Origin of the sequence: Paraburkholderia solitsugae (assembly GCF_013177695.1) — a bacterium.
In the GTDB taxonomy this organism is placed as follows: Bacteria; Pseudomonadota; Gammaproteobacteria; order Burkholderiales; family Burkholderiaceae; genus Paraburkholderia; species Paraburkholderia solitsugae.
In genome coordinates, this window is record NZ_WOEY01000013.1 from 70,653 (window position 1) to 83,607 (window position 12,955).

At 60.1% G+C, this 12,955-nt stretch carries 9 protein-coding genes; 4 read left to right on the forward strand and 5 right to left on the reverse strand.

The window, feature by feature from the left end:
* The first annotated feature begins 32 nt into the window (after positions 1 to 32).
* Both GNZ12_RS02855 and GNZ12_RS02860 read left to right on the forward strand, forming a co-directional pair.
* Complete coding sequence (locus tag GNZ12_RS02855; protein ID WP_172308898.1) at positions 33 to 1,427, forward strand: aminotransferase; 1,395 nt, start codon at positions 33 to 35, stop codon at positions 1,425 to 1,427.
* Positions 1,428 to 1,806: 379 nt separating this feature from the next.
* Positions 1,807 to 3,372, forward strand: coding sequence for a DUF3138 family protein (locus tag GNZ12_RS02860; RefSeq protein WP_172308899.1), 1,566 nt, complete (start codon positions 1,807 to 1,809; stop codon positions 3,370 to 3,372).
* A gap of 180 nt (positions 3,373 to 3,552) precedes the next feature.
* On the opposite strand, the gene GNZ12_RS02865 is transcribed toward GNZ12_RS02860, so the two are convergent.
* Together GNZ12_RS02865 and GNZ12_RS02870 are read right to left on the reverse strand one after the other, a co-directional pair.
* Positions 3,553 to 5,037: an aldehyde dehydrogenase gene (locus tag GNZ12_RS02865; protein WP_172308900.1), complete on the reverse strand. Its 1,485-nt coding sequence runs from the start codon at positions 5,035 to 5,037 to the stop codon at positions 3,553 to 3,555.
* A 14-nt stretch (positions 5,038 to 5,051) separates the two neighbouring features.
* A complete protein-coding gene (locus GNZ12_RS02870; protein ID WP_172308901.1) occupies positions 5,052 to 5,621 on the reverse strand; it encodes a thioesterase family protein in 570 nt (189 codons plus the stop codon).
* A gap of 393 nt (positions 5,622 to 6,014) precedes the next feature.
* On the opposite strand from GNZ12_RS02870, the gene GNZ12_RS02875 reads away from it, so the two are divergent.
* The gene (locus tag GNZ12_RS02875; RefSeq protein ID WP_172308902.1) at positions 6,015 to 7,145 is read left to right on the forward strand and encodes a porin; all 1,131 of its coding nucleotides are present in this window, start codon (positions 6,015 to 6,017) and stop codon (positions 7,143 to 7,145) included.
* A 102-nt stretch (positions 7,146 to 7,247) separates the two neighbouring features.
* Positions 7,248 to 8,609, forward strand: a complete 1,362-nt coding sequence (locus GNZ12_RS02880; protein ID WP_235993544.1) for an FAD-binding oxidoreductase — start codon at positions 7,248 to 7,250, stop codon at positions 8,607 to 8,609.
* A gap of 102 nt (positions 8,610 to 8,711) precedes the next feature.
* Here GNZ12_RS02880 and GNZ12_RS02885 read toward each other — a convergent pair whose 3' ends face one another.
* The 3 genes from GNZ12_RS02885 to GNZ12_RS02895 form a co-directional block, all read right to left on the reverse strand.
* Positions 8,712 to 10,838 (reverse strand): acetate--CoA ligase family protein, encoded by a 2,127-nt coding sequence (locus GNZ12_RS02885; RefSeq protein WP_172308904.1) that lies wholly within the window; start codon positions 10,836 to 10,838, stop codon positions 8,712 to 8,714.
* A 120-nt stretch (positions 10,839 to 10,958) separates the two neighbouring features.
* Entirely contained in the window at positions 10,959 to 12,116 is a 1,158-nt protein-coding gene (locus GNZ12_RS02890; RefSeq protein WP_172308905.1) for an acyl-CoA dehydrogenase family protein, read from the reverse strand.
* Between the two features lie 3 nt (positions 12,117 to 12,119).
* Positions 12,120 to 12,908, reverse strand: coding sequence for an enoyl-CoA hydratase/isomerase family protein (locus tag GNZ12_RS02895; RefSeq protein WP_172308906.1), 789 nt, complete (start codon positions 12,906 to 12,908; stop codon positions 12,120 to 12,122).
* Between the last annotated feature and the right edge of the window lie 47 nt (positions 12,909 to 12,955).

The following is a 12,955-nucleotide window of genomic DNA, read 5'->3' on the forward strand; positions in this document are numbered from 1 at the left end:
ACGTACGTGCAAGCGAATTTCATGGAGTAAATATGAAGGCTCTGGAAAATCTGGATCAAATCCGCAAGAACGACAATGAGTCGTGGTTCCACCCGTGGGAGTCGATGGCTGATGCGGGGGGCACGAACCGTACCGTCATTTCTCGTGCTGTCGGAATTTACGTCTACGATGAAACGGGGCGGCGGCTGATCGATGGACCCGGCGGCATGTGGTGTATGCAGATCGGATACGGTCGTCAGGAAATGGCCGATGCGATCTCACAGCAGATCATGCAGGTGCCGTACATGAACCCCTTCTCGTTGACGAGTGAACCGTCGGCCAGGCTAGCCGCCAAATTGGCGGAACTGGCGCCTGGCGATCTGAATCATGTCTTCCTGACAACAGGGGGGTCAACAGCAGTCGATACTGCGCTTCGATTCGTGCATTTCTACAACAATGTCAAAGGGCGTCCGGGCAAGAAGCACATCATTTCACGCGCCTCTGCTTACCACGGCAGCACTTACCTGTGCTCGCTCGTGACGGGAAAGGACCGCGACAAGAACTGGTTCGATATCGGTTCGCCATTTGTCCACTTCTTGCCGTCGGTCAATCCGTCGCGTCGGCCATCCGGAATGACCGTCCACGCGTTCGCTGACGAAAAGGCCAACGATCTCGAAGCGAAGATCCTCGAATTGGGGGCTGAGAATGTCGGTGCATTTATCGCCGAGCCGATCCAGTCGTCGGGTGGCGTCATCGTGCCGCCGGAGGGGTATCTGCGCAAATGCTGGGAAATCTGTCGAAAGTACGATGTCCTCTACATTTCTGACGAAGTGGTGACCGGTTTTGGCCGACTGGGTCACTGGTTCGCGTCGAAGGACGTGTTCGGCGTTGAACCCGACATCATCACCTGCGCGAAGGGACTTACCTCGGGCTATCTGCCGCTTGGGGCATGCCTGATCTCAGATCGTCTGTTTTCGGAGATCTCGGGCGAGCGTGCACGTGGGGCCACTTTTGGGCACGGATTTACGTACTCGGGCCATCCAGTCTGCTGCGTCGCGGCACTCAAGAGCATTGAGATTATCGAGCGCGAAAGGATCCTGGAACACGTGCGCGAGGTGGGAACATATTTCCAGGCGCGCTTGCAGGAATTGCGAGAGATTCCCATCGTACTTGACGTAAGGGGAATGGGGTTGGTCGGCTGCGTCGAGTGCACGGTCAAAGAGATCGCCGAGAACTCTTTGGAATTCGACAGCAACCTCGGTGCGCGGATCGACCGGCATTGCCATGAACTGGGGCTGATGCTTAGGCCGATTGTCAATCAGTGCGTCTTTTCGCCCCCACTCGTCATTAGTAAAGCGCAGATTGACCAAATGATCGACGCGCTGCGCGAAGGCATTTTGCGCACCATGCACGACATTGAGCAGGAACTAGGCATCACGATCGCGTGATGCTGTCACAACTGCGTCAACAAACCGGTTGATAGGGACGGTGAGGGTGAAGCGGCCCTCTCTCGCTGTCCCTGTTGTGCGTTGGAAGGGTGTCTCGCGAACGACGTTACCGACGCTTGGTAAGCGGCAAGGTGCGTAAAAACTGCGTCGTAGTCGATCTGACTAGCACAACGTTCTAGGCATCATACGTCGAGATATCCGAACAGGAAATGGTTCTAATTGAATGAACGTATCGCCGATAAGGTACGAACGGAATGACGGTCTGAATTTCAACTGTCTTAGATCACGAAATGCGTGATCGATGCGAAACGCCTGCTTGCGAGCAGGCGTTTCGCCGCAAGGGGCGCCTTAGCCTGCAGACATAAATAGAGGAGACGACATGAAGGTAAGAACAGTTTGCGCGTTACTCGCCGGGTTGCCGGGTTTTGCCATGGCGAGTCCGATTGAGGATCAGGTCAAACAACTCGAAGCAAAGGTCAAAGCGCTGGAAGCATTGACCGCTGTAGCGCTGGCCGACCACAAGAAGGACGAAGCAAAAATCAAGACGCTGGAGGTGAAGCTTCAGGCGAAAGACCCGGCCGCAAGCTTCCCTGGTCCTCAGATGACGAAAGACGTGTCGAATGATTCCGCGCCGGATAGCGACGATGCGCCTGCGCTGTTGACGCAGGGCCAACTGGCCACAATGAAGCAGCAGATTGCAAACCAGCAACTTAAAGTGAACAACCTGAACGACGCGGCCAACAGTGGCCCTCTCGCAGGCTTGAGCGTAACGGGCTATATCGATCCTGCCTATGTCGCCTCACACGATCAGCGGTCTTCGTCGTTTCGCTTCCTGAATAAAGGGGATCCGTACACTTACTACGATTCTTCGATCGGTGACGTCTATTTGGATATCAAGAAGACCTTCGGACAAGGCACCTACGCGCCTAGCGTCGAACTGCAGATCATGCCGAGTCGTGGATATGGCACGTTCTCGACAAACAGCAGCGGTTCGACCTTCGGGAACATCTTCAACTCAGCTGTTGTCAATGTACCGCTGTCCGACACGACGACGTTCGTTGCGGGCTACATTCCGAGTTTCGCAGGCTACGAATATCAGCAGTCCACTTTGAACCTGGCGATGTCGCACGGCTTGCTATTCGACTTTTCCGAACCGGGGACTTACATCGGCGCCGGCCTCAATTACGCGACCGGCAATTGGGCGTGGAAGACTTTCCTGGGTAACGAGGAGTATCAGTCATCCGCAGCCACGATCGGTCAATGGAGCAACCGCACGCCGACCGTGACGGGGCGCGTCGACTACACCTGGTCAAGTGCGCTTGATCTTGGTGGCTCGTTCAGTTGGGGGCGAAACACACTGCCTGCGCAATCGCCGTCTTGTGGGCAGGCCGGCACCTGTGGCTCCGGCTTTGGCTATCAGGGTACTTCCTCGTCGCCTTTTGGCAGTAAGTTTTATGTGGAGGGGGATCTGACTTACGCGTTGGCCGACGTGCAACTGAATGCCCAACTCGACTATGGACAGTTGCAGGGCGGCGCATGGAGCGGCGGTACTGCTCAATGGTATGGCCTGTCTTTGCTCGCGCATCGTAAGTGGACCATGGAACTGTTGGGGCGGATGGGAGCAACACTTCGTTTCGACTATCTGAATGACCAGAGAAATGGCGGCGGAGGCGGCGGTACTTCTATCCCGAGTGGGACGGACGGATTAAATGGTTTCGGCATTGCCCCGTCGTGTCTTGCGTCGTCTGCGACGAATGGCAGCGAGTGCAAGGGGGCAAATCGGATGGAAATCACTGGCGCACTGCTGTTCTACCCGACGAACCAGATTACAGTCAAGGCTGAATACCGGCACGACTGGTCGAACGAGCGCGTGTTTCAGAGGCTCGATGGAGAGTACGTTAAATCGAACGACGTACTCGGTGTACAGTTCATCTACGCATACTAGTGTTTTAGGCTGTGGTGAAAATAGCGATCAGCGGATCGATCAGTTCGACACTCCAACCGGTTCGTTGATCGCTATTTGCACCACAGCGAAACTGATGACGATCGCCGGGCAACGTGGCGGTCAGTGCTTCGGGTTCAAAACGACGAGGACCCAAAACCACTGCCCGGCTGTACAGTGCCGTCACCGCAGTTTGACGATGGTCGATTTCAGTTCGGTGTATTTTTCCAGTGCGTGCAGCGAGTTGTCGCGACCGTTGCCTGATTCCTTGAAACCGCCGAACGGGAAGTTCATATCGTCGGTTTCCTCATAGCAGTTGACCCACACCGTACCGGCGCGCAGACGGCGCGCCGTTTCGTGTGCGGTCGACAGGTCGGCGCTCCAGACCGATGCGGCGAGCCCGTACACCGTATCGTTGGCGAGGGCGACCGCCTCGTCCAGCGAGTCGAACGTCACGACTGACAGCACAGGCCCGAAGATTTCCTCGTTCACGAGAGCGATATCGGCGCGCGGACAGTCGAATACTGTCGGTTCGATATATTGACCGCCGCTGCCGTTCAACGCGCGGCGACCGCCTGTCAACAGCGTGGCATCGTCGCGTCCCTGCTGGACGTAACTCAACACTCGATCAACTTGGGATGCGTCGATCAGGCTGCCCATGCGTGTGTCCGGTGAAAGTGGATTGCCCGGCGCATAGCCCTGCGCGGCGGCGAGCACCCGTTCGATGAAGTCTCCCTTGATCTCGCGATGGACCAGCAGGCGCGAACCTGCCGTGCACATCTGCCCTGTGTTGTAGAACACCGCATGGGCGACAGTGCGTGCCGCACGGTCGAGATCGGGACAGTCGGGCAGCACGATCTGAGGCGATTTGCCGCCCAGTTCGAGCCACGCACGCTTGAGATTTGATTCAGCGGCGTAGCGCGCGATCTTGCGGCCTACCGCCGTCGATCCGGTGAAGGCGATGCAGTCGACGTCCATATGGCTCGCGAGCGCCTGTCCTGTGTCACCAAACCCAGGCACAACGTTGAGCGCGCCTGGCGGCAGCCCGGCCTCGCTGGCCAATTGGGCAAGCCGGATTGCACTGAGCGGCGATTTCTCCGAGGGTTTGAGTACGACGCTATTGCCGCAGGCGAGCGCCGGCGCACATTTCCACATCGCGATGAGCGCAGGAAAATTCCACGGGACGACAGCAGCGACGACGCCCACCGGCTCGCGCGTCACCAGACCGAGCAGATGCGCGCTGGTGGGCGCCACCTCTCCGCCGACCTTGTCGATGGCTTCCGCAAACCAGCTGATGCAGTAAGCGGCTGATGGAATGTCCACGCTCGTTGTGTCGGCGATTGGCTTGCCGGTATCGAGCGTTTCGAGCAGGGCGATCTCATCCGAATGTTGGCGTACGAGTTCTGCCCAGCGCAGCAGCACGCCCTTGCGCGCGCGCGGTTCCATGTCCCGCCATGCGCCGCTCTCGAAGCAACGCCGTGCGGCGCGGACCGCCCGATTCACATCTTCCTCACTGCACCGCGCGAGCGCTGAGAGCGCGCGTCCGTCGATCGGGCTGGTGCAGGGAAATGTCGCACCATCGCACGCCTCGGTGAGGGCGCCGTTGATGAAAGCGCGGCCTTCAATGCCGAGCTCGACGGCGCGGCGACTCCATGATTCAAGTGTCATATTCCGGTGTTTTATCAGGTAGGGCGGCGATGGTTGATTGCAATGGCGCGTCCTGCGTCGACCGGACGTGGCTCTCGTGAGTGTGCAGTCCGGATCACCTCGAGCCGCGTCTGCAGTTCGAACGGAAAGGACGCCGCGCGTCCTGCTTGCATGTCGACGTGCATCAGCAATTGTTCTCCCGTAGCGAGCAACGTATTGCTCTGCGCGTGCCACATCTCGTGAAAGATGTGCAGCCGCTTGTGATCGAAATCGAGCAGACGCAGCGTTAGGCGCAAGGGCTCCCCAAGCGCCACTTCGCGAAGGTTGCGTATGTGCGTCTCTACTGTGTAAATCGAATGACCGCCTGACCTGTAGTCGTCATCAATGCCGAAGTAGCGGAAGAACGCGTCGCTGTTGTCGCCGAACACGAGCAGATAGCACGACTCACTCATGTGCTGGTTGTAGTCGACCCATTCCGGCTTCACCGTGCACTGATGCAGTTCGAGCGGGGTGGCGATCGTGGCGTTCAGATCGAACGACCCAGCCTTTTGCCCTTCGTAGGCCGAACGTAGCTGATGGACGGATGCGACATCGTTGTTGCTCATGTGAGTTGCGCTCCCAACTTGGAGTGGTTTCGACCGAGGTCGAGCGATGAACTGGACAGCGTGTTGAAGGGGCGTCAGTCGCGTCTCTCGAGACCGCTCACGCGCCAGTATGCCGATAGTAGATCGAATTGAACGTTTTTTCAACATCAAGAAAAGTACCTCCATGTAAACACTGAGGTGTTGTTGTTCTGGTTTATGTTGAACATTCGTTCAGTCATACATATACTCAGCCTCCGTTGCATGTGCGCGTATCACAAGGCGTGTTCGCGACTTGTTCGACAGACTTCCGAGTACTTCGAATGACCGCTGCCGGTTTGATTCCGGTGGTTTTCGGCGTGACGTTTTCCCGCAACCGCACGACACAGATCTATTGATGGAGTGGAGACCTTGACGATGAATAAAAAAACCATGGCTGTCGGCGCCTTTTGCGCATTTGCCACTGCACAGGCGTTTGCGCAAAGCAGTGTTTCGCTGTACGGCATCATCGATGCGGGTTTGACGTACGTGAGCAATACCGGCGGTGCACATGCGTACCTTTTTGACGACGGCGTTTCGTACGGAAACCGTGTTGGTTTCATGGGCACCGAGGACCTGGGCGGCGGTAACAAGGCGGTATTCAAGCTGGAAAGCGGGTTTCGACTCGGCACCGGCCGGCTGAACCAGGGCGGCGCGTTGTTTGGCCGCCAGGCCTATGTGGGCCTCGCCAACGACTGGGGCACGCTCACGTTCGGCAACCAGTACGATTTCGCGTTTGATTTCACCGCTGCAAACAACGTCAGCGCGTTCGGCAGCGGCTATGGCGTTCACCTGGGTGATTTCGACCGCCAGAGCGGCGACCGCTTGCAAAACTCGATCAAGTTCGTGAGCAACAGCTTTCACGGGCTCGTGGTGGGCGGTATGTATTCGTTCAGCAATACAGCGGGCGATTTCCGCGACGGCAGTTCATGGAGCGTGGGCTCGACCTACAACATGGGCAACTTCTCCGCCGCCGGCAACTACACGCGCTTGAATTCGCCCACTGGACTTGCGGGTCTCGATCCCTATGCGCAGATCGGTGTAACGAGCATGCTCGGCCAGACGGTCGCAACCGTCAATCCGGCCACAGGCGCTGTCACCGACTCGTACTCCAGCACGCCGTTCAAGGTCGATTCACAGTCGATCTTCGGCATTGGCGGGTCTTACGTCTTTGACAAGTTGACGGTGAACGGCGACTTCTCGAATACGACCTTCAAGGGTTTTGGGCAGTCGTCCACAATGCGCGTCTACGAAACCGGCGTGCAGTACCAGGCAACGGCGCCGCTTTCGTTGATTGCCGGTTACCAGTACACGACCTTCGAAGGTCACCACTGGCATGAGGTGGCGCTGGGTACGCACTATTTACTGTCCAAAACCACTGACGTGTATGCTGCAGTGGATTGGATGCGCGCATCCGAGGGCGTCGATGCGGTGATCGGTTATAGCTTTACACCGTCTTCGAGCCGCAATCAGACCGCCGCACGCGTCGGCATGCGGCACAACTTCTAACTGTAATGAGGGTGGCGCCGGTCTCTCTGGCGCTCGTTTCTTATCATGAGCACGCGGCGAAACGATACAAACGGCGTCCCACAGGCGAACGCGGACGACGTCATGGCAGCGCTTGTCGATGCGCTGGGCCCTGAATGCGTGCTCCGCGGCGAAGACGTCGGCGAGCGCTACTTCACGAACTACGGCGAAGCGGCGGGTGTGCGGCCGCTTGCCGTGCTTCGGCCGCGCAGCGTCGATGAGGTCAGCCGCGCGTTGGTCATTTGCTCGGCATTCGCTCAGCCGGTGGTGCCGCAAGGCGGGATGACGGGGCTGGCTGGCGGTGCCGCACCGGCAGCCGGTGAGGTCGTTTTGTCGCTCGAACGCTTGAGCGGTGTGGAGCAGATCGACCGCCATGCCGCGACGGTGACCGCGTGGGCCGGCACGACGCTGCAAACCATCCAAGAGGCGGTAGCGGATGCCGGCTTCACGCTCGGCCTCGATCTCGGCGCGCGCGGCTCGTGCCAGATCGGCGGAAATGTCGCGACCAACGCGGGTGGCAATCGCGTGGTCCGCTACGGAACGACGCGTGAGCAGGTGCTCGGCCTGGAGGTGGTGCTGGCCGACGGTACGGTGCTGTCGTCGCTGAACAAGATGCTGAAGAACAACACGGGCTACGATCTGCGTCAACTGTTCGTCGGTAGTGAGGGGACACTCGGCGTCGTGACGCGCGTGGTGCTGCGAATGCATCCGCGGCTTGCCGCGTCGAGTACAGCACTTTGCGTGACAAAGGACTTCCCGGCGGCGCTCGAACTGCTGCATGCGGCGCGCGCCGCGCTCCCCGAATTGCTGAGCTTCGAAGCGATGTGGCCGGCGTTCTACACATTCGTGGCGGTGCATACGCCCGAGGTTCGCGCGCCGCAACTCGTTGACGGGGGCTTTCCGGTTTTGCTCGAATGCGCGGGGAGCCATGCCGAGGAAACGGCCGCGCGCTTTAACGCTACGCTTGAACGCTGGCTCGAAAGCGAACTTGTCGTCGATGCCGTGGTGGCCCAGAACGTCGCTGAAGCCCAGGCCTTCTGGACGATACGCGAGGGGCTCGCGATAGATAGCCTGCCCGATCTGATCAATTTCGATGTGGGTGTGCCACACGGCGGCATGGAAGCATTTGTCGTGGCCTGCGAACGTGCGTTAAAAGCGCGCTGGCCAGAGGCGCATGTGTTTTTCTTCGGTCATCTCGGCGACAGCAATCTGCATCTGTGTGTGTCGGCCCCTTATGCGCAGGGCGAAAGCGCACACGATGTCGAAGCTGTCGTTTATGGGCAGGTGAGCGATGCGGGCGGCTCCATTTCAGCGGAGCACGGCATTGGCGTCCATAAACGCGCGTGGCTTCATTGCTCCCGCAGCCACGAGGAAATCGAAGCAATGCATCGGCTCAAGCGTGCCTTCGATCCGCTCGGCATTCTCAATCCGGGTAAGGTCATCTGAACCGTTGGCCGCTTTAGTTGGCCGCTTTAGTTGCTAGCCTTGGTTGCCCGCCTTATTTGCCCGCCTTAACCACCCAGGTCAAAGCGGGCAAGCGGCATTGCATCAAGCGTCGAGACGGATCAAGGCGTCCACCGCCACCGCGTCGTGTTCGAGCACCAACAGCGGATTGACATCGAGTTCCATCAGCCTGTCGGCGTGTGTCTGCGCGAATCGGGCAATCGCCATGATATTGCGCACGACCGCATCGAGATCGGCATGCCGGCTACCGCGATAGCCGGTGAGGAGCGGGCCGAGCTTCAGACCCAACAGCGCCGCGCGCACGTCTTCCTCGCGAACGGGCAACAGCAGGGTTGCCGTATCGCGGATCAGTTCAACCAGCACGCCGCCACTGCCAAGCACGAGCGCCAACCCGAAATCGTCCTCACGCTTGATGCCGACGATCAGTTCCAGAATCGGGGCGCCTGCCATGCGCTCGACCAGAATGCGCCCAACCTTCACCTCCGGTGCATACTGCGCGACGCTTTGCGTCATGCGCTCGACTGCCTGCGCGACGGTTTGCGGCGAATCCAGTTTGAGTGCCACCGCGCCGGCTTCGGTCTTGTGCGGGAGCTGCTCGCTCACGACCTTCACGCACACCGGAAAACCTAACCGTTGGGCCGCAGCCGGTGCATCGGCGGGCGCCACCAGTTCGCTCGCGGGCACCGTCAATCCGTATTCCGCGAGCATTCGCTTGCTGTCCCATTCGTCGTACAGGCGGCTCGACCCCGTGCCCTGTCCTGCTTGCAACACCGGCAGCGCTGAGAGGCTGTCCGCTTCCAGAATGCCTGAGCGCGTGGCGCCGTACCACATCGCCGCACCGATTGCCGCGATACCTTCCGCGAGTCCCTGCAAGGGCGCGACGCCGACGGCCGCCATTTGCGCGGCATGGTCGGGTGGTGTCAGATCGGGGAACACCGAAATGATAGCGCCGGTTACACCATGCCGGCGAGCCGAATCGGCGAACGCGTGGGCGGCGATATCGCAATCGGGGCGCTCGCCGGTGCTTTCTTTGGGGTAGTCCAGAATCATGGCTGCCGCACCCGGGCTATCGCTCAGCAAGGCGTCGCAGCAGGCGCGCATCGCTTCCGGATTGCCCCACGGCGTGGTCGTGAAGTCGAGCGGGTTGGCGATGTTCGCGTAAGCGGGCAGTACTTGCCGCAGCGCGGCTCGGCCTTGTGCGCTGACAGGCGGAAACTCGATACCGTGTGTTTCCGCGAGATCGGCGACGAGACCCGCATCGCCGCCGGACGTCGCGAGCGCCGCGAGTTTGCCGTTTTTCGGCACACCGCCTAGCGACAGGAATTTCAACGTTTCCACGAGACTGACAGGATCCTTGACGCGGATGATGCCGAGCCGTTTGAAGAGCGCGTCGTACAACGCGTCGGAGCCCGCGAGCGAGCTCGTGTGGCTAAGCGCGAGTTGCGCGCCGAGCTTCGATACGCCGCTCTTGAGCGCGACGATCGGCACACCCCGCGCCAGGGCGCGGGCGGCCGCAGCGCTAAACGCATGGACGTTCCTGAGCCCTTCCAGATGGACGCCGATGGCGCGGACCCTGGGGTTGTCGAGAAACGCATCGATCAGCAGGGCCACGTCGATCATCGCCTGATTGCCGACGCTCACGAGATACGCGAAGGGCACCGTACGGCTGCTCATCGAGAGGTTGTACGCGAGATTGCCGCTTTGCGTGATGACCGCCACGCCCTCGTCGACGCGCGCGGCGCCGTGCGCGACCGGCCACAGCGCGCTACCGTTCAGGCCGTTGAGCAAACCATAGCAGTTCGGACCGAGCACGGCCATGTCGCCGGCGGCTTCGAGCAGGCTGGCTTGCAAGGCGGCGCCGTCCCCTCCCATCTCCGAAAAGCCCGATGCATACGCGACTGCGCCGCCGGCTCCGCGCGCGGCGAGATCGCGCACGACGCCGACCGTCTGTGCCGCCGGCACCGCGATGAATACCGCGTCAGGCGCAGAGGGCAGCTCGGCGATGCTCGCGTGGCAGCGGACGCCGTCGATCTCGGCGTGGGTCGGATTGACGAGATAGATATCGCCGGTAAAGCCGAAGTCGCGGCAACGCTGCACGGCGCCGGCGATGCTGCGGCCACCGATAAACGCGATGCTGGCGGGATTGAGAAGTCGGCGCAGATTCGCGGCCCGCAGAGCGTCGCGGTTCGCGGCGGCGGGAGTATGTCCCATGGCATGTCTCTTGAAAGATTGAGGACGCGCCTGCAATGCGCGCCCTGCATTTTTTGTTGGTAGCGCCGGATCGTGCAGGGTGTGCGCACGATCGCCGCGCCGGCCGCAAGTACAACGGCTTTAGCTATACCTTCTAAGGATTTCCTTCGAGAGGATATGCCGCTGGATTTCCGAAGTGCCTTCCCAGATACGCTCAATGCGTGCGTCGCGCCAGAAGCGTTCGATCGGCAGTTCGTCCATCAGACCCATTCCGCCATAGATCTGAACAGCATGGTCGGTGACGCGCCCGAGTGTTTCTGTCGCGAGGAGCTTGGCGAGCGCGGCATCGCCATCGGTCATGGTGCCCTTGTCGAGTTTGTCGGCAGTGAAGAGTGTCACGAGTTCCGCGGCGCGAATCTCGGTCGCCATGTCGGCGAGCTTGAACGACGTCCCCTGGAATTCGCCGATGCGCTTGCCGAACTGCTGCCGCGTGGCCGCCCATTCGGCGGCCATTTCGAACGCCCGCTGTGCGCGGCCGATGTTGTTTGCCGCCACCATCACGCGGCCGGCCGTCAACCACTCGCTCGCCAGCTCGAAGCCGCGGTGCTCTTCGCCAAGTATTTGCTGCGCGCTGACGCGGCAATCCGAGAAGAAGATTTCCGACTGATGATAGCCGCGCAGACTCGTGCAATGCGGGCCCCGATGCATCGTCATGCCAGGCGTACCCTTGTCGATCAGAAAGCAGGTGACCTGTTTGCGTTTGCGTCCACGGAATTCCTCTTCACCGGTGACCGCGAAAAGAATCACGTAGTCCGCGGTTTCAGCGTGGCTGATGAAATGCTTGCTGCCGTTGATGACGTAGTCGCCGCCATCGCGGACCGCGTGGGTGCGAATGCCCATCGCGTCAGAGCCGGCGCCCGGTTCGGTCAGCGCGAAGCAGTCCACCAGTTCGCCGCGCACCGTCGGCTTCAGATAACGCTCGATCTGGTCGCCTTTGCAGGCCATCAGGATCTTGCTCGGACGGCCGACGAACACATGCAGCGCCCAGCTCGTACGACCCAGTTCGCGCTCGACGAGTGCCTGCGTCAAATAGTCGAGTCCTGCACCGCCGACGCTCTCGGGCATGTTGAAGGCATAGAAGCCGAGCTCGATGGCTTTCTTGCGAATGGAGGCGGCCAGTTCTGGTGGAACTTCGTCCGCGCGATCGACCGCGAATTCGTGAGGCTGTAGTTCCTTCTCAACGAAAGTGCGCAGTGTAGAGACCAGCATGTCCTGCTCGTGGGTTAGCGAAAAATCCATGAATTATCTCCCTGCAAACTGTGGGGCGCGTCCTTCAACCGATGCGCGCAATGCTTCCTGACCATCCTCGCTATGTCCGCAAGCGACACCGGCCGCCATCTCGCGCTCCAGTTGTTCGGCCAGCGTGGCGGACAACGAGGTGGAGAGCAAGGCCTTTGTGTGACCGAATGCGACACTCGGGCCGCTCGCGAGCCGGTCGGCAAAGCGGTCGACATGTTCCTGAAAGGCGTTGTCTTCGATCACCTCGGAGACGAGCCCGGCGGCGCAGGCGTCCTGCGCCGACCAGCGCTCGTTCAGAAAGATGAAGCGTTTCGCCACATCCGGCCGTGCAATGCGCGGCAAAAACCAGGTGCCGCCCATGTCGGGGCTGTAGCCCATTCCCGTATACCCGCATCGCAGCGAGGCCGATGCGCTGGCTATCCGGAAATCGCAGGCGAAACTGATGTCCGTGCCGGCGCCGACAGCCGAGCCGTTGATGGCGGCCACCGTGGGGCGCGGAAAGGCCGCTAGCACCTGCACCAGAGCATGCGCCTTATCGGTCCAGCCATAGGTATCAAGTTCGCCGCGCGCTTCAGCTTCGGCCCATTCGTCGACATCGGCACCCGCACAGAAAGCTTTGCCGGTTCCCGTAATCACCAGGCACCGCACCAACGGATCCTTTGCATAACTGATGAGTAGTTCGCGCAGACCGTCTAGATGAGGGCGTGCCAGCGAGTTGCGTTTAGCTGGACGGTCGAGACGAATGGTTCTGACACCGTTACGTTGCTCAACATGAATGTCTTCGATTGTCATGGTAATCGCCTGTCTCCTTCGTGGTTGTATCTCATAGCCAGCAAGGG